Raw genomic sequence first — 15,109 nt, 5'->3', positions numbered from 1 at the left:
GGCTCACCGGGCGCCGGCCTGCAGTGTGCGGTGGGTGAATGTCGGTGCGGTGCCCGGCGTGAAGGGGCTCGCGGTCAGCTCGCTGGTCGGGAAGAACTGCAGGAACCGTTCGTCGGCCTGGCTGCGATCGACCAACGTCTTCTCCAAGACACACGAGGTGTATTGGGTTGCGGTGGCTTCGATCGTGTTGGCGTTGAGGATGAGTTCCTGGCCCCACCGACGGGACCAGCCGGCGACGCCGGGGATGCGGCTGTGTTCGGGGGTCAGCAACTCGGTGGCGACGACGTTCTCCGACATGGCCCAGATTCCGGTGTCGGTGTTGAGCACCAACGTCTGGTTGCCGGTCGCGTGCCCGGGGGTGCGCACGATCGCGACCCCGGGGCGGTTGGTGATCAACAGGAAAGGCGCGGGCGTCACTGCTGCCCGCCACAGTCCGAACCTGGTCGGGTACGGCAACGTCACCAAGTCGTGGGTCGAGACCCGGGCGGCGCGCCCGGATGCGGCGAATTCTCGCCGGAAATCGGTGCCGGCCGTGCGCGCTATCCGCAGCGCTGCGCCGGGTCCGCCGGCCGCGCGATGGATCCGGTCGAGAGTGTCGATCGGCGTGCCGAGGTCGACGACATCGGGGATCGGGATGTCGAACGGCCCGGCGGCGGTGACCAGGGGGCGCGAATCCAGGGCGGGGATCAGCCGGATCGCGGCGTCTTTGACAGTGGACAACACCATGGTGGCTCCTGACTTACCTGGGGCGGTACCCGAACCCTAGGTTTGCCGACGCCCAACCAACAGTCGATGCGGGGCCAGGAATATAGGATTTTCGGACAGGAGGTGGCCCCGGCCAGATGCCCGATCTCGACTTGCCTCGCCCGTCCGCGAGCGCGCTGCTGCTGACCACTCTCGGGTCCGAGCACGGGCTGCCGGCCGACGTGGTCCTGCAGGGAACCGGACTGGAGGCCGGACCGCTGGCCGATCCGCAGACGTCGGTGTCCGGCCGGCAAGAACTGCGTATCGTCCAGAATCTCATTGCCGGGCTGGGTGATCGACCGGCACTGGGCGTCGAGGCCGGCATGCGTTATCACCTGACGACTCACGGCATCTGGGGTTTTGCGCTCTCGAGTTGCCCGACCGTGCGCTCGGCGATCGAGGTCGGACTTCGCTACGTGGACCTAACGTTCGCCTTCACCGAGATGTCTCTGGTCAGCGGGGACGATCACGTCCGCCTGGTACTGGATGCATCACGCCTACCGGTCGACGTGCGCCGGTTCTTCGTCGAACGGGAAACCGCGTCGATCGCCAATCTCGGCCGGCAGGTCACCGGCGATCCGGCGCCGCTGGGCCGGGTGCACTTCGCCTTTCCGACACCGGTCTCGCTCGAGCCCTACCGGGTATTCGGGCAGCCCCCGGTGTTCGATGCCGAGGCGAATTTCATCGAGGTACACCGCGACGCCCTCGACCTCCCCATACCGCAGGCCGACCCGCACGCGGCAGCCGCCACCGAGGAACAGTGCCGGCAGCTGCTGGCCGAGCGTCTGGCCCGGTCGGGCTACGCCGGCCGGGTCCGCGACCGGCTGGTCCAAACACCAAGTCAGCCACCGGCTCTGGAGGTCATCGCTCACGAGCTGCACATGAGCTCGCGCACGCTGCGCCGCCACCTCGAACGCGAGGGAACGTCCTATCGGAGCCTGCTGGACGAGGTACGGGAACGTCTGGCCGAAGAACTCCTGGCGATCGGCGCGCTCAGCGTTGCCGAGATCGGCCAACGACTGGGTTACGCCGACACTCCCAGCTTCACCGCCGCGTTCAAGCGGTGGAAGGACGGGACGCCGCCGAGCACCTATGCCGCACAGCGACGAGCCGACTAACCGCCCGCAGCGGCCAGGCGAGCCCGCTCCCGCATCGAGGCGACGACGCCGCCGTCGTTGAGAATGTCGGTGCCGGTGAGGTAACCCGCCCGGTCACTCGCGCAATAGGCCAGCAGATCGGCCATCTCCTCGGGCTTGCCCCAGCGCGGCACCGCGGCGTCGGCGACCATGGCGCCCGCGCCGGCCTGTTCCTCCAGCCGGCCCATCTCGGTGTCGATCGACCCCGGGGACACCGAGACGATCCGCATGCCGCGGGCGTTGAACCGCTCGGCCTGCGACGAGCTGTACCACTTCACGAAGGCCTTGCTGATGGCATAGGACAGGCCCGAGCGCATCTCCTCTGGGGCGAGCTCGCAGGCCGCCAACATCTCGGTGAGGAAGCGGTCCTGATCCTGCAACGCCAACGGAAAGTGTTGCGCCGGAATGATTTCCTCGGGCAGGAGGTGCGCCGCCATCGAGGCCACGTTGACGATCGCCGAGCCTTCGCCGCCGGCGGCGAAAAACGCCTCGTTGACGTGCAGCGTGCCCAGCGCGTTCGTCCGCATGACGTATTCGGCGTCCCCCATGCTCGGGCTGACCCCGGCCGCGTGGATGATGGCGCTCACCGTGCCCACCTCCGCCGCCGTCTTCAACAACCGGTCGACAGCGTCGGGATCGGTGACGTCGGCGTTCACGATCGTGGCCGCGATACCCAGCTCGCTCAGCGCGGCGGCCGCGCCGTCAAGCCGCTCCTGCCGCACATCGGCCAGCACCACCGCCTGGTCGCGACCGACAACCTTGGCCGTGGCCAACCCCATGCCACCGGCACCACCCGTGATCACCGTCACTCGAGTCATATTCCGCACGGTAGCGGTGAACGATCGGCAGCGTCCGGGTGGGGGTGGTGCGGGTGCTCAGCACCTCACCACGGCGACGGCTCGTGGTGACGAATCCTGGTGATCTCGGCCCGGGCGAACTGCACCCGGCCGGTCTCCGCACCGCGCGCCCGGGCCAGCTCCTGCGCCAGATCGTAGGCAGCGTCGATGATCTGCCTGGCATGGCGACGTTGCCGTCGCGGGCGCCGATTGGCCTTGCGGTACGCCCGACGAGCTTTCCGGTTCCCGGTCATGGCATCGAGTTCGGCCTCGGTGAGGACGCCGGCGGCCGCCTCGGGGGCCATGACGTCACGCAACAGGGCCCGTTCGCGCGGCACCGCCCACGCGAAAACCCGGCCGAACACGGTCAGGGTGACAGCCACGATGAGCAACCAGAACACGAGCAGCAGCAGTACGTTTCCACCGACGAGCGTTCCGGCTGAATCCCACAACCCATGCAGCACAGGTGCTGTCACGACAAGGGCCAACCCCCGCCGGATGTTGCGCGGTTCAGCCGGGCGGCCGATCAGATAGACCAGACCCGCGCAGAAGATCGCACTGTAGGCGAAATGACCGCTGACCCCGGTGACCATGCGCAGCACGATCGTCGCTCCCATCGCCGGCGCATCCCGCAGCGCGTAGGAGACATCTTCGAGCACCTGAAAGCCCAGACCGATCAGCAACCCGACGATGAACCCGTCGAACGCGGTACGAATGATCCGCCGCGCCAACGCGATCAACAGCAGCAGGCCGGCCCCTTTCGCCAACTCCTCGGTGACGGGTGCCGACAATCCGGCGGACCAGTCCAGGGCCCAGCGCTGGCCGAGCTCCTTGCCATAGAGGTCACCCAGCGCGGAATTGGCGACCGCCGCCATCGCCCACGTCGCGGCGAACCCGCCCCACAGCAGGGCTGCGACCATCAGCTTGCCGGGTAGTTCGGTGTACCGGTCGGCCCGCTGGGTCAGCCACCAGAACACCGCTGCGTAGATGCTGAACACCACCACCGCACTGACCACCGATGCCGAGTCGTAACCGCCGACCAGATCGATGAAGCCGGCGATGCCGCCGCCGACCAACAGGGCGTACACCCAGAATGCGAGGTTGCGCGGCTGGAACAGCACAAAGGGTCGTTGCCATCCGGACAGGTCGATCGCCCGGGTCCGGGCGGCCAGCAGATCGCGCTGCGCCGCCTGAGTTTCAGTCATTGCCGACCGCCTCTCGCCGGACGCTTCGGATCATGCGGCCCACGGCGTCGCGGTCATCGTTGGTGGCGTCGGGCGGTGCGATCGCCAGCACCCTGATCCCGATTCCGTCGATGACGAAGGCACCCAGCACCTGCCGAGAGACCGCGTCGGTGAGCTCCACCGTGACGCCCGTGCGGCCCTGGTCGGTGATCACGGTGCTACGCGGTCCGCTGCCGATGTCCGCATCGTCGGATGTGCGGGCCGCTTCCATGTGGGTCAGCAGATCGTCCTCGTCCCCGTCGAATTCCTTGGCGACCACCGTCATCGACGTGTCACCGTCGACGACGGTCGCCGTGTCCGGATAGCCGGTCGCCGGTGCGTCGCCGCGGCGCACGCCGGCGGTGATGCCCCAGCCGGGCTCCGGCACGAACGTGACGTCGTCGGAGAGTTGGATGACGTCCCCGGCGGTGACCTGCTCGGTGTAGTCGGCCGAGTCGTTGACGACGGGGATCACGACCGCCATCAGCACCCAGAGGGCGAGCACTGCGACGGCCGGCGCGAGGGTGACCCGATCCAGACCACACCAGCGGCGGTCGACGGGGACCCATCGGGGATCCGGCTCATAGCCCGCGGTGGGCCCACCGGTCGGGGTTGTCATCGGTGTCGACACCTCTCGCCTCACATTCGAAAGACCTAGATTGTCTTTTCGAATGCAAATTATCGGCAAACGGACCGCTTCGCGCCCGAAAGACGCTCTGACTTGAAGCGAAAGCCCGATAATCCAGTTCTGTACCGAGGACGGTGGTGACAAGAAATGGCGCGCGGATGACGTGCCCGTACTGCGGCTCAGATCTCGACGCAGCCGGCACCTGTAGTCGTTGTGGCCAGGTGCACGGCTCGGTGTCCACCGGATGGCGCCCCGACCCCACGGCCCGGCACGAGGGCCGCTACTTCGTCACCGGGCATCCGACGAACCGGGTTCGCGATGGCCGGGCCACGACGACCGATCCGGTCGGCGGTCGGATGCTGCCGGACTATCTCGAACTGCCCAGATCGAGCATCCGCTCAACGTGGCTCGGCACCGGCGCGGCGACCGCGATCATCGTGATGACCGCCGCGGTGGTCTGGGTCCTGTTGGTGGCAGGCCGGCGGCCACCCCCGCCACCGGAGGCCGGTTACCTCTCGGCGCTCAAAGATGCCGGGCTGAGCGATCAGTTCAACTCCGACGCCAACGCCGTCGCCCACGGGCGGCAGGTCTGCCGGCACCTCGAGGACGGCGACCCCCAACAAGGGCCGATGGCCGACAAGATCGCCGTCGACACCTTCTGTCCCCATTTCTCACAGGGCTTTCGCGTGCTCGAAAAGGTCACGGTCAACGGGACTTTCATACTGCTGGACAACGCCGGCCTGGACGGCATCGCGGTGGACGGAACATCGTGCCAGGGCGCCAACGGCTATTCCGACGTCAACCCCACCACCCCCGTCACCGTCAAGAGCGGCAAGGGCGAAGTCCTGGCGGCCACCACCCTGGGGCCCGGCAAGGCCGGCCCGGCCAACTGCACCTTCTCCTTCACCGTCGGGCTGACGGAAGGCCAGGACCACTACGTGCTGACCGTCGGACATCGTGGCGAGTTCACCTACACGTTCGAACAGCTTGTGGCCAAAGGTATTCAGGTTCGGCTCGGACAGTGAGGTTTGCGAGAGCGACCCGTCTTTGCAGTTCGGACGGTCGGTCCGGGTGATCGCGCCGTGACGGAGCTCGCCGGTTGAAAACGGACCGGTCACGAGTCCGGCTCGCTCACATGTCAACCCGGCAACCATCTCACAACATGCATGGACACCGATTCCGGGCAGCTCTACGGTTCAGCTCTGCACAATTTTCACCGCTGTAATTTTCCAGCCCGATCAAGGGAGCTCGTCGGGGATGACTACATTTGCTCGAATCCCGGTCAAAACAGTTGTCAGTGCCGGCCTGTGCGCGACGGCATTGGCGGCTGCAGTCGCAATGAGCCCGCATGCGGCAGCTCTGAACTTCAACACAGGCGGTTACAAGTGCCTCGAGGGCGCTGCCGGTGCCGCTCCCGGCGGGCCGGTGTGCGCGGCGGCGGCAGTCGAAGCCGCCGGCGCCGTCCCCGCCGCACCGGTGGCCGTGCCGCCGGTGCCGGTGGTCCCACCCGCCGCGGTGCCGCCGGTGCCGTTGGCCCCACCCCCGGTCGGCCTTCCCCCGGTCCCGTTGGCACCCCCGGTGCCCGTGGTGCCCGCCGCTCCGGTCCCCGCCGCGCCCATCGTCCCGGCCGCGGCCCCTGCCGCGCCGATCGCCGTCGCCGCGGGTACCGGCAAGGGCGTGCCGACGGTTTCCCCCGGAGGCGGACCGGTCGCCGGTGCACCGACCCTGCCCGGACCCGAAGCTGGGGCCACCGGATAGGCGGCTCCCACAGATAGCGTCGATTAAGGCGCCTGGCTCACGAGCCAGGCGCCTTAATTGTTGTCCGAACTGTCTTCTGTTGTCGAACCCTTCAGACCCGTTAACCCGTTGCCCCACAGCGGGGTTCGTTACTCCTGCACGATCACCGGGTCGCCGATGTTGACGGTGTTGAAGTACCACTCGGCGGCTGCCGGGATGAGGCTGATGCAACCGTGGCTGGTGTTCTCCAGGCCCATCGACGGCACCGCCCACGGCGCCGAGTGCACGAAAATGCCCCGCCGGGTGATCCGAACGGCGTAATCGACCTTCAACAGGTACCCGTCGGACGCGTCGACGGGAATGCCGACGCTGCTGGAATCCATTGTCACCGTGCGGTCTTTCGCCAACACCGTGTAGGTGCCCACCGGCGTCGGGTACTCCGGGCGGCCCATGGAGGCCAGCAGGACCCCGTCCTCGCCCGCGTGCGGGAGGTGGTGTGGTGCCGGCAGCGGAATCGGTGGTTCCTCGCCGATCCCGTCGATCGTCACCGTGAACGTGTGATCGGAGATGTCGGCGACCCCGATGACGGCTGGGCCGGTTTGGAATTGCGTCCGCATACCGCCGACCGACAGCATCACGGTGCTGTGCGCCGGCCAGAACTCAGCCGGCGTCCACTGCACGACCTTGTTGTCGAGCCATTCGTAGGTGCCGGTGCGCGCCGGTGTGGTCTTGAGGCCGATGGCCCGTTCGACCGCTGCGCGGTTGCTCACCGGATTCTTGAAGGTCACCACCACGGGATGGCCCACCCCGACGGCGCCGCCTTCGGTCGGCGCGATCGATTCGATGGTTGACGTCAGCGGCAGGCTGACTGCCGCGGTGTCGACCCTGTCGGCACCACCAGAGAAGTAGGTCATGGCGACCACGACCACTACGAGAACACCTTGAACAGCCGCGCGCATCCAACCGATTCCCTCTGCGATGCCCCCATGGTCTTGAACGTTGTCATGGTATGGGGCCGCAGGCGCCCGAATGTGTAGTTACACGGGGCAATTCGGTCAAGTGTTCATCACGGTTCGGCCACGGCACGGACGGCCTTCAGCCGTGCACCGCGCGCACACGCAAGCGTGATCACCCGCGCACCGGCCCGCTGGCTCGACGACAGCTGCGAATCGAGCCCGTCGGCTTCGGTGTCGTGGGTTTCCGTATCGAGTCGATACGACGAGGGATGGCGGCGACGGGCCTCGGCGAGCTCGCGGGAGTACTGCTGCGACGAACACCAGACGGGGTGCGTTGCCAACTCGATGACAGTCGAGCCGACAGCATTAGTCGTCATTTTCGATGACCTCCAGCAGAGCTTCACGAAACATCGCCTCTGTGCCCAGCATGTCCGGCCAAACTGAGGCGGCGCTTCGAGTTGGCCGTGGACACATTAAGGATCACTCTTAGAGAGCTTTTCCACATCGAATGTGCTTCAACAGAGACGCAATTCACATTTCTCACATGAGGCCATTCTTTGCTGTGCCCGTCGTGGCCACCCCCGGAAGTCAGGTTGGATCAGGCCAAGATCAGTCCGTCGATCTGGTTGATCGCCGATGAGGCGCCCTCGACGACGCCCATGTCCAGCACTTGCTGGAGTGCTTCGGCGGTTGCGTAGGTGCTGACGTAGACCGCGCGCGTACCGCCGTCGTGCTCGGTGAACGTGAAGACGTTTTTGGACACCGGCATGTCGGGATTCGCATTGAAGTCCAGGTCGGCGAATCCGTCGTCGAAAGCGAAGCTTCTCGGCTCGTCGACCGCCGTGACATTCCAATATCCGGCGTGCTTGTCACCCTCCGGTCCGGTCATGAAATAGGTGATTCGGCCGCCGGGGGTGAGGCTGTGGTCGACCACCGTCGCCGGGTAGCTCGGCGGGCCCCACACCTTCTCCAACTGCCGGGGATCGGCATAGATTTGCCAGATCCGCTGCACCGGTGCCGCGAACTCGGCGGTGATGGTCAGGGTCAGGGCGTCGATGTCGTGTTTGACGTCGGTCACGGGCATGGTGGGTTCTCCTTGTTCGGATCGGATGCGATGAGTTCGTCGATACGTGCGATGCGTCCACGCCAAACCTGTTCCAGCTCAGTCAGCATGACCGCCACCGACCGCACCGCCTCGACGTCGCCGCTGGCCAACTGCTCACGACCATTGCGCCGCTTGGTGATCAGGCCGGCCTTTTCCAACACGGCGACGTGCTTTTGCACCGCGGCGAAGCTCATGTCGTACTTCGCCGCGAGTCCCGAGACCGAATGCTCCCCGGCCAGGACCCGGCGCATGATGTCGCGCCTGGTCCGGTCGGCGAGCGCGTGGAACAGGGCGTCGGCCCGGTCCTCGTCGCTTTCGGTCACCACTCCAACATACAACCGATTGGTTGTATGTTGTCAAGACTCGGCAGCCTTTGTCGGTAGCGAGTGGGACGCTTCGCCTATGAGCGGACCCGTGTCCGGGCGTAGCCTTCTCAAGAAGTGGCCCTGGAGGTGCAGCGTGACGGGATTGGCCGAATTGCCCCGTGACCTGGTGACGCTCGAACAGTGGGACGCACTCGAACTCGACGAGTCGCGGCGCTGGGAGCTCGTCGAGGGGGGCATCGTCATGACACCGCGGCCACGTCCGCTTCACCAGATCGTGTCCAAGAACCTCACTCGACTGCTCGACGAACACCGACCAGACTCACTCGTAGTCCTGCAGGAAGTCGAGATCACCGTGGAGACGCGTTTTCCCCCGACGGTGCGGGACCCTGACCTCGTCGTGGTGAACCGCAGCGTCGTGGACCGCAATCCCGTGCGAGTAGATGCGGCGGATGTCGCTCTCGTCATCGAGATCGTCTCACCCGGGTCGCGCCGTACCGACCGGGTGATGAAGCTCTACGAATATGCGAAGGCCGGAATCGAGCACTATTGGATCATCGACCTCGACGCGGACGCAGATGAGCGCTTCCTCACCCACGTGCTGTCCGATGACACCTATCAGCGCACCGAAAGCCTTGTGGCCGAACGGGTACGAACCACCGATCCGGTGGCACTCGACTTCACGCTCGACGAACTCATCCAACCCTGAGCGAGCGGATCGCTAACCCAGCGCTAACCCTGCCGCGAGATCTCGTCCGCGGCTTCCTGCTGGATCCGTTCGAACTGAGCACCCATGGCCTCGGCCAACGCGGTCGCGCCCGACAGCGGCCGCACCATCACCATGAAGTCGTCGATCTTGCCGTCGTCGTCGAGATGCAGGAAGTCGCAGCCGGTGATCAACTTGCCGGCCACCGTCGCCTGGAAGACCAGCGCGTGGTCGCGCCCTGAGGCGTCGGCAATCTCACGGACGTACTGGAAATCCTCGAAGACCCGCATGACCCCGCGCAGGATCGCCGCGGTGATCGGCTTGCCGGCGTACGGCTTGAACGCGACCGGGCTGGTGAAGACCACGTCGTCAGCCAGGAGCGCTTCGATCGCCGCCTCGTCACGGGCCTCCACGGCCTCTCGGAACGGATGCACGCGCCGATGCTAGGCCCGGCCCGTCGCGATAGTCAATCTTTTGATTATTAACTTCGCTGATAGCATCCACGCATGGCGCTTCGTGACGCGGTGCTGGCCGCGCTCCTCGACGGCGAGGCCTCCGGCTATGACCTGGCCAAGGGGTTCGACGCGTCGGTCGCCAACTTCTGGATGGCCACGCCGCAACAGCTCTACCGCGAACTCGAACGCATGGCGGCCGAGGGACTCATCGCCGCACGGCTCGTCGAACAAGACCGGCGACCGAACAAGCGCCTGTACTCGTTGACCGACGAAGGCCGCCAGGCCCTGCTCACGTTCACCGAAGTACCGCCGAAACCCGGCGCGATCCGCGAAGACCTCCTGGTTCAGATCCAGGCCGTCGATTCGGGCAACATCGAGGCGGTTCGCACGTCGCTCACCGAACGCCTGCACTGGGCGACGGCCAAGCTGGACCGGTACCGGCGCGTGCAGGAACATCTGCTCGCCGGGCGCACCGAAACCGACTACCTCACCGAGGCCGAGCGCATCGGCCCCTACCTGACGTTGCTGCGCGGAATCCGGTTCGAGGAAGAGAACATCGACTGGGCCCGCCGTGCGCTCGATGTCATCGAGCAACGAATGGCGGTGGGCCGGCCGCGTCGGTGACTGCCGAAACGTTCCCGGGCCGGATTCGCGGGCAACACCCACCGACGTGGATTGTCGCGTGGTGCAGACGTTAGTGTGCATGCGTCGGCCTCAGCGACCAAGCCGATAGAAAAGTTGAGCAGATTCATGACCGCAGCAGCAGAAACGTCGACACTCGAATCCCGGGTCGGCCACTACTACCAGATGAAGGACACCTATCTGGTGGGCCGCGAGAAGGTGCGCGAGTTCGCCCGGGCCGTGCAGGACTACCACCCCGCACACTGGGACCTCGCCGCTGCTGCCGAGCTCGGCTATCCCGACCTGGTCGCGCCGCTGACGTTCACCTCCGGCCCGGCGATGGCGTGCAACCAGCGCATGTTCGAATCGGTCGTCGTCGGTTACGACATGTACCTGCAGACCGAGGAAGTCTTCGAGCAGCACCGCCCGATCGTCAGTGGCGATGAACTGCGCATCGACGTCGAGCTGACCTCCGTACGCCGGGTCGCCGGGCGCGATCTGATCACGGTCACCAACACGTTCACCGACACCGCCGGCGAGCGCGTCCACACGCTGCACACCACCGTCGTCGGCGTCACCGGCGACGAGGTCGATCCGGCCATCAGGCAGGCCGTGCAGGGCGTGATGATGCACGACGTGAACCTCCTCGGCGTCGAGGAATCCGGCTCGTACCACAAGACGGTGCGCCCCGAGGACGAGGCGCACATCGCCCAGGACGGGACGACCCGGACACCCAAGTCACCGTCCTTCGACGACGTCAAGGTCGGCGACGAACTGCCGGTGCATCACACCCGGTTGTCCCGCGGGGACCTGGTGAACTATGCCGGTGTCGCCGGCGACGCCAACCCGCTGCACTGGGACGAGAACATCGCCAAACTGGCCGGGCAACCGGACGTGATCGCCCACGGCATGCTGACCATGGGGTTGGGCGCGTCGTTCGCGTCCTCCTGGTCGGGCGACCCCGCCGCGGTGACCCGCTACGCGGTCCGGCTCTCGCAACCCGCGGTGGTGCCGGCCGCCGAGGGTGCCGACATCGAGTACAGCGGACGGATCAAATCCCTGGACCCCGAGACCCGCAGCGGCGTCGTCATCGTCGGCGCAAAAGCCGGTGGCCGCAAGATCTTCGGGCTCGCGACGCTGAACGTCCGCTTCAGCTGACCCTTGCCGCCCGGTCCGGCTCACGCGTTGCCGCCCGGGCCACGAAGTGCAACACCACACCGACCGCCAGCAGGATGGCACCGAAGAGCCATACCTTGGCGGTCTGCTGGGTCAGCAGCATCACGCACGACGCCACCCCGAGCACCGGCACGGCCGTCCACACCTGAAAATGACTGTGCTCCACCCGGTCTCGGCGTAGCACCAGCACGGCGACGTTGGTGGACACGAACACGAACAACAACAGCAGCACCACCGTCTCGGCCAAGGTGGACAGATCGCCCACCACCGTGAGCAGCATCGCGACCGCCGTGGTGGCGACGATCGCCACCCACGGGGTGCGCCGCCGGGGCAGCACCCGCGCGAGAACCGTTGGCAGCAGCCCGTGTTCGGCCATCCCGAAGGCCAGCCGGCTGGACATGATCATGGTCAACAATGCGCCGTTGGCGACGGCGACGAGCGCGATCGCGCTGAAGACGCGCGGGGGTACGGCCAGCCCGGAGGCCGACACGACCTCCAGCAACGGCCCTGACGATCGGCGCAGCTCATCGGCCGGCAACGCCACCGCACTGGCGATGCCGACGAGCACGTAGACGACACCGGCGGTGATGAGCGCGCCGAACAACGCCGCGGGGTAGACCTTGCCCGGATCACGGATCTCCTCGGCCACATTCGCCGACGTCTCGAATCCCACGAACGAGTAGTAGGCGATGATCGCACCGGCCAGAATCGCCAGGGCCGGGGCCGATCCCTCGGGGAACTGGATCAGCCGGCCGGCATCGCCACCGCCGCTGCCGAGCAGGACCGCGCCGGCGATGATGACGATGAGCAGACCGCTGAGCTCGATGACCGTCATGACGACGTTGCTCTTGACCGACTCGCTGATCCCCCGGGCGTTGAGGGCAGCGACCAGCGCGAGGAAGACGATGGCCGCAGGCACCATGGGCACGTCGACGAACGTCGCGAGGTAATCGCCGGCGAACGCGAGCGCCAAGCCGGCCGCGCTCGTCATCCCCGCGGCGAGCATTGCGAACCCGACCAAAAAGGACAGCAGCGGTGTGCCGAAGGCACGTTCGGCGAACACGGCCGCGCCGCCGGCCTTGGGGTACTTGGTGACCAACTCGGCGTACGACCCGGCGGTCAGCATGGCCAGCACCAGCGCCATCAGCAGCGGCGCCCACAGCACCCCGCCGACTTTTCCGGCCAGCACCCCCATCAACGCATAGACACCGGCTCCCAGGACGTCGCCGAGGATGAACAAGAACAGCAGCGGCCCGGTGATCTTGCGTTTGAGCTTGCCCTCAGCCTGCTCATCTTGTTGTCGGCTGGCGCCGGCCTCCGCGGTCATGCCGTGCGTCATACCCCCCGGGGCTTGGTGCGCAAACTCAATCCGGCACTGCGGCGACGTCGGGGACGACGACGGCGAACAGGTCGGCGACGGCGGCCAGGCTCGCGGCCTGCACGGCGGACGACGGCACCGGCCCGTCGACTCCCGGCAGTGATCGGGTGGCGGTGGTGGACGCGACGATGGTCGGCGCGTAGCCCAGGTTGAACGCCCCGCGTGCGGTCGAGTTCACGCACATGTGCGTCATGAATCCGGCCAACAGGAGGTTCTTGGCGTCGAGACCCTTGAGCTGCTCGTCAAGATTGGTGGCCACGAAGGAATTCGGATAACCCTTGACCACGACAGGTTCGTCGCCACGAGGCGCCACCCGATCGACGATGGCGCCGGACTCACCCCGGATGTCGTAAGCCGATCCCGGGCCCATGTCGTGCTGGATGTGGATCACCGGAATGCCTGCGCTACGGGCCCGGTCGAGCAGTGATGCGGCCTCGTCGAGTGCGGCCTGCACTCCGTCGAGCTCCATCACACCTTTGGTGTAGGTCACCTGGCAGTCGATCAGGATCAATGCAGACTCTCGAAGGCTCGGCGGTTGTGCCGGTAATCCGGCCAGAGCGCGCAACGTTTCACTCATCCGACCATCGTGGCGGTGTGGGCGGTCTTTTGCCAGTGGTATGGCGGCAGAATTTCGTGCTCACCCGGCGACCCGGTCATCGCTTTCTACCGCAGGGCTGCGATATGGCGGCGACCACGACCCGGGCGTGGAAATCGGTGCAGGGACACGATGCCCTGAACGTCACAGCAGGCAGAGCGTGAAGGCCAGACCGGGGGTGGCAAGCGTGGCGACGAGAACAGCCGACGTCGCCAACGCCTGGAAATGCCAACGGTTCTCACCCACTGGTTGCGTCAGTCGCAGCGCCCGCTGCACCACCGCCGTCCCGGCTGCCGCCAACACCCCGTCGGGTAGGCGGTGTCGGGTGCTGAGCGCCACCAGGCTCGTCAGCAGTGGCGCCCGGCCGTAGCTGCGGGTCGCCGCATCGTCGGCGCACATCTCCAGTAGCGGCGGGACGGCGTGCGCGGCGGCGCGGAGCAGAGGTAACCGCGGGAGGGCCGCGGACAGCGCGCCCAGCAGCGCCACAATGTGGTGGTGCCGCCCGCGCAGGTGCGCCCGCTCATGGGCCAGCACCGCGGCCACCTGGGGCTGATTCAGCAGTTCCAGTGCAGCGGAGGTGACGACGATCGTGCTCCGCGCACCGCCGGACACACAGTATGCGGTCGGCTGATCGGCGGTGATGACGACGACGTCCTTGTCCCCGGTGGCTCGCCCGACGATCCGGACCGCTTCTGCGTGTTCACAATTGGAGCGTCGGACCCGGCGCAACGTGCCGACGACGCGTCGCCCGGTCTGGATCGTGGCGGCACCGGTGAGCATCAGCAGGCCGAGCACCACAGCCGTGGCGGCGGTGGGCGGTAACGTCACCGCGTCGGCGATGCCCAACGTCTCGACGCAGAAGGTCAGCTCGGTGTGGGTGAGCAGGCTGCGGGTCGCGCCCACTACGAGGATCACCAGGGCCCCGGCCCAGGCGATCAACGCCGTGGCGACGGCCGTCAGCCACGCCGACACTGCCAGCCGAGGGCTGATGCCGGTCGGCAGGTGGCCGGTGAGCAGCCCCGGTGCCAGCCAACTCAGCGCGACCGCATAAGCCAGCAGGAACGTCACCGCGTTCATCGCGACTTCTCCCCGGTGAACCGCTGAAGCATCTGCCGCAACTTCACCGAGTCGTCGTCGGTGATCTGCTCGAGGAAGAAGTTGAGGATCAGCTCGCTGTCTCCACCGGATTCGAACACCGTGCGCATCAGCTGCGCGGAGTGTTCCTCCCGGGACATCACCGGCCGGTAATGGTAGGCCAGGCCGACCTTGTCCCGGAGCAGCCACCCTTTGCGGAACAAGTTGTCCATGGTCGACATCACGGTGGTGTAGGCGATCTGGCGGCGGCTGACGAGCTCATCGTGGACACTACGCACCGTCGACGGCTCCGACCGTGACCAGAGCACATCCATCACCACGGCCTCGAGATCACCAAATCCTTTTATTCCCACGCCCATTACCGCCTGTCGAGGCACGTCGCCACACGTACCGTC

19 protein-coding genes are annotated in these 15,109 nt (G+C 66.6%); 6 read left to right on the top strand and 13 right to left on the bottom strand.

The window, feature by feature from the left end; genetic code table 11:
* Positions 1 to 3: 3 nt before the first annotated feature.
* Positions 4 to 726 (bottom strand): hypothetical protein, encoded by a 723-nt coding sequence (locus tag A5733_RS17725; RefSeq protein WP_076241057.1) that lies wholly within the window; start codon positions 724 to 726, stop codon positions 4 to 6.
* A 116-nt stretch (positions 727 to 842) separates the two neighbouring features.
* On the opposite strand from A5733_RS17725, the gene A5733_RS17720 reads away from it, so the two are divergent.
* Positions 843 to 1,862, top strand: coding sequence for an AraC family transcriptional regulator (locus tag A5733_RS17720; RefSeq protein ID WP_076241056.1), 1,020 nt, complete (start codon positions 843 to 845; stop codon positions 1,860 to 1,862).
* Here A5733_RS17720 and A5733_RS17715 read toward each other — a convergent pair.
* The 3 genes from A5733_RS17715 to A5733_RS17705 form a co-directional block, all read right to left on the bottom strand.
* Complete coding sequence (locus A5733_RS17715; RefSeq protein WP_076241055.1) at positions 1,859 to 2,698, bottom strand: SDR family oxidoreductase; 840 nt, start codon at positions 2,696 to 2,698, stop codon at positions 1,859 to 1,861. The two genes, A5733_RS17720 and A5733_RS17715, sit on opposite strands and share 4 nt — an antisense overlap.
* 65 nt (positions 2,699 to 2,763) lie before the next feature.
* Positions 2,764 to 3,921 (bottom strand): PrsW family glutamic-type intramembrane protease, encoded by a 1,158-nt coding sequence (locus A5733_RS17710; protein ID WP_067771930.1) that lies wholly within the window; start codon positions 3,919 to 3,921, stop codon positions 2,764 to 2,766.
* Positions 3,914 to 4,558: a hypothetical protein gene (locus A5733_RS17705; protein WP_076241054.1), complete on the bottom strand. Its 645-nt coding sequence runs from the start codon at positions 4,556 to 4,558 to the stop codon at positions 3,914 to 3,916. The genes A5733_RS17710 and A5733_RS17705 overlap by 8 nt, the downstream gene beginning before the upstream one ends.
* Positions 4,559 to 4,800: 242 nt before the next feature.
* Between A5733_RS17705 and A5733_RS17700 the strand changes: the two genes are divergently transcribed.
* Both A5733_RS17700 and A5733_RS17695 read left to right on the top strand, forming a co-directional pair.
* Positions 4,801 to 5,592 (top strand): DUF732 domain-containing protein, encoded by a 792-nt coding sequence (locus A5733_RS17700; RefSeq protein ID WP_231965757.1) that lies wholly within the window; start codon positions 4,801 to 4,803, stop codon positions 5,590 to 5,592.
* Between the two features lie 232 nt (positions 5,593 to 5,824).
* Positions 5,825 to 6,325 carry a hypothetical protein gene (locus A5733_RS17695; protein ID WP_076241053.1) on the top strand — a complete coding sequence of 167 codons (501 nt, stop codon included), beginning with the start codon at positions 5,825 to 5,827 and terminating at the stop codon, positions 6,323 to 6,325.
* Positions 6,326 to 6,453: 128 nt separating this feature from the next.
* On the opposite strand, the gene A5733_RS17690 is transcribed toward A5733_RS17695, so the two are convergent.
* The 4 genes from A5733_RS17690 to A5733_RS17675 form a co-directional block, all read right to left on the bottom strand.
* Positions 6,454 to 7,263, bottom strand: a complete 810-nt coding sequence (locus A5733_RS17690; RefSeq protein ID WP_067771915.1) for an Ig-like domain-containing protein — start codon at positions 7,261 to 7,263, stop codon at positions 6,454 to 6,456.
* Positions 7,264 to 7,370: 107 nt separating this feature from the next.
* Positions 7,371 to 7,637 (bottom strand): hypothetical protein, encoded by a 267-nt coding sequence (locus tag A5733_RS17685; protein ID WP_067771912.1) that lies wholly within the window; start codon positions 7,635 to 7,637, stop codon positions 7,371 to 7,373.
* 221 nt (positions 7,638 to 7,858) lie between these two features.
* Positions 7,859 to 8,344: an SRPBCC domain-containing protein gene (locus tag A5733_RS17680; RefSeq protein ID WP_076241051.1), complete on the bottom strand. Its 486-nt coding sequence runs from the start codon at positions 8,342 to 8,344 to the stop codon at positions 7,859 to 7,861.
* Positions 8,335 to 8,688, bottom strand: coding sequence for a helix-turn-helix transcriptional regulator (locus A5733_RS17675; protein WP_142254054.1), 354 nt, complete (start codon positions 8,686 to 8,688; stop codon positions 8,335 to 8,337). Before A5733_RS17675 ends, A5733_RS17680 begins: the two co-directional genes overlap by 10 nt.
* Positions 8,689 to 8,824: 136 nt before the next feature.
* On the opposite strand from A5733_RS17675, the gene A5733_RS17670 reads away from it, so the two are divergent.
* Positions 8,825 to 9,397 carry a Uma2 family endonuclease gene (locus A5733_RS17670; protein ID WP_076241049.1) on the top strand — a complete coding sequence of 191 codons (573 nt, stop codon included), beginning with the start codon at positions 8,825 to 8,827 and terminating at the stop codon, positions 9,395 to 9,397.
* 23 nt (positions 9,398 to 9,420) lie between these two features.
* On the opposite strand, the gene A5733_RS17665 is transcribed toward A5733_RS17670, so the two are convergent.
* Positions 9,421 to 9,828, bottom strand: coding sequence for a nuclear transport factor 2 family protein (locus A5733_RS17665; RefSeq protein WP_076241048.1), 408 nt, complete (start codon positions 9,826 to 9,828; stop codon positions 9,421 to 9,423).
* A gap of 72 nt (positions 9,829 to 9,900) precedes the next feature.
* Between A5733_RS17665 and A5733_RS17660 the strand changes: the two genes are divergently transcribed.
* Both A5733_RS17660 and A5733_RS17655 read left to right on the top strand, forming a co-directional pair.
* On the top strand, positions 9,901 to 10,473 hold the full coding sequence (locus A5733_RS17660) for a PadR family transcriptional regulator (RefSeq protein ID WP_067771898.1): 573 nt from the start codon (positions 9,901 to 9,903) through the stop codon (positions 10,471 to 10,473).
* A 126-nt stretch (positions 10,474 to 10,599) separates the two neighbouring features.
* A complete protein-coding gene (locus A5733_RS17655; RefSeq protein ID WP_067771895.1) occupies positions 10,600 to 11,628 on the top strand; it encodes a fused (3R)-hydroxyacyl-ACP dehydratase subunits HadA/HadB in 1,029 nt (342 codons plus the stop codon).
* Here A5733_RS17655 and A5733_RS17650 read toward each other — a convergent pair.
* The 4 genes from A5733_RS17650 to A5733_RS17635 all read right to left on the bottom strand — a co-directional run bounded on the left by A5733_RS17650 (position 11,621) and on the right by A5733_RS17635 (position 15,073).
* Positions 11,621 to 12,973 carry an APC family permease gene (locus tag A5733_RS17650; protein ID WP_076241099.1) on the bottom strand — a complete coding sequence of 451 codons (1,353 nt, stop codon included), beginning with the start codon at positions 12,971 to 12,973 and terminating at the stop codon, positions 11,621 to 11,623. The genes A5733_RS17655 and A5733_RS17650 overlap by 8 nt on opposite strands.
* 37 nt (positions 12,974 to 13,010) lie before the next feature.
* Positions 13,011 to 13,601: a cysteine hydrolase family protein gene (locus A5733_RS17645; RefSeq protein WP_076241047.1), complete on the bottom strand. Its 591-nt coding sequence runs from the start codon at positions 13,599 to 13,601 to the stop codon at positions 13,011 to 13,013.
* A 162-nt stretch (positions 13,602 to 13,763) separates the two neighbouring features.
* The gene (locus A5733_RS17640; protein WP_076241046.1) at positions 13,764 to 14,696 is read right to left on the bottom strand and encodes a M56 family metallopeptidase; all 933 of its coding nucleotides are present in this window, start codon (positions 14,694 to 14,696) and stop codon (positions 13,764 to 13,766) included.
* Complete coding sequence (locus A5733_RS17635; RefSeq protein WP_076241045.1) at positions 14,693 to 15,073, bottom strand: BlaI/MecI/CopY family transcriptional regulator; 381 nt, start codon at positions 15,071 to 15,073, stop codon at positions 14,693 to 14,695. The genes A5733_RS17640 and A5733_RS17635 overlap by 4 nt, the downstream gene beginning before the upstream one ends.
* Between the last annotated feature and the right edge of the window lie 36 nt (positions 15,074 to 15,109).

Origin of the sequence: Mycobacterium sp. NS-7484 (assembly GCF_001953975.1) — a bacterium.
GTDB lineage: Bacteria > Actinomycetota > Actinomycetes > Mycobacteriales > Mycobacteriaceae > Mycobacterium.
This window is presented reverse-complemented; position numbering and strand designations above follow the sequence as displayed.

Coding starts and splice junctions, on each gene's coding strand:
- A5733_RS17690 (WP_067771915.1), bottom strand. CDS start 7,263: ATGCGCGCGGCTGTTCAAGGTGTTCTCGTAGTGGTCGTGGTCGCCATG.
- A5733_RS17680 (WP_076241051.1), bottom strand. CDS start 8,344: ATGCCCGTGACCGACGTCAAACACGACATCGACGCCCTGACCCTGACC.
- A5733_RS17645 (WP_076241047.1), bottom strand. CDS start 13,601: ATGAGTGAAACGTTGCGCGCTCTGGCCGGATTACCGGCACAACCGCCG.
- A5733_RS17650 (WP_076241099.1), bottom strand. CDS start 12,973: ATGACCGCGGAGGCCGGCGCCAGCCGACAACAAGATGAGCAGGCTGAG.
- A5733_RS17695 (WP_076241053.1), top strand. CDS start 5,825: ATGACTACATTTGCTCGAATCCCGGTCAAAACAGTTGTCAGTGCCGGC.
- A5733_RS17655 (WP_067771895.1), top strand. CDS start 10,600: ATGACCGCAGCAGCAGAAACGTCGACACTCGAATCCCGGGTCGGCCAC.
- A5733_RS17715 (WP_076241055.1), bottom strand. CDS start 2,698: ATGACTCGAGTGACGGTGATCACGGGTGGTGCCGGTGGCATGGGGTTG.
- A5733_RS17725 (WP_076241057.1), bottom strand. CDS start 726: ATGGTGTTGTCCACTGTCAAAGACGCCGCGATCCGGCTGATCCCCGCC.
- A5733_RS17720 (WP_076241056.1), top strand. CDS start 843: ATGCCCGATCTCGACTTGCCTCGCCCGTCCGCGAGCGCGCTGCTGCTG.
- A5733_RS17710 (WP_067771930.1), bottom strand. CDS start 3,921: ATGACTGAAACTCAGGCGGCGCAGCGCGATCTGCTGGCCGCCCGGACC.
- A5733_RS17635 (WP_076241045.1), bottom strand. CDS start 15,073: ATGGGCGTGGGAATAAAAGGATTTGGTGATCTCGAGGCCGTGGTGATG.
- A5733_RS17705 (WP_076241054.1), bottom strand. CDS start 4,558: ATGACAACCCCGACCGGTGGGCCCACCGCGGGCTATGAGCCGGATCCC.
- A5733_RS17685 (WP_067771912.1), bottom strand. CDS start 7,637: ATGACGACTAATGCTGTCGGCTCGACTGTCATCGAGTTGGCAACGCAC.
- A5733_RS17660 (WP_067771898.1), top strand. CDS start 9,901: ATGGCGCTTCGTGACGCGGTGCTGGCCGCGCTCCTCGACGGCGAGGCC.
- A5733_RS17640 (WP_076241046.1), bottom strand. CDS start 14,696: ATGAACGCGGTGACGTTCCTGCTGGCTTATGCGGTCGCGCTGAGTTGG.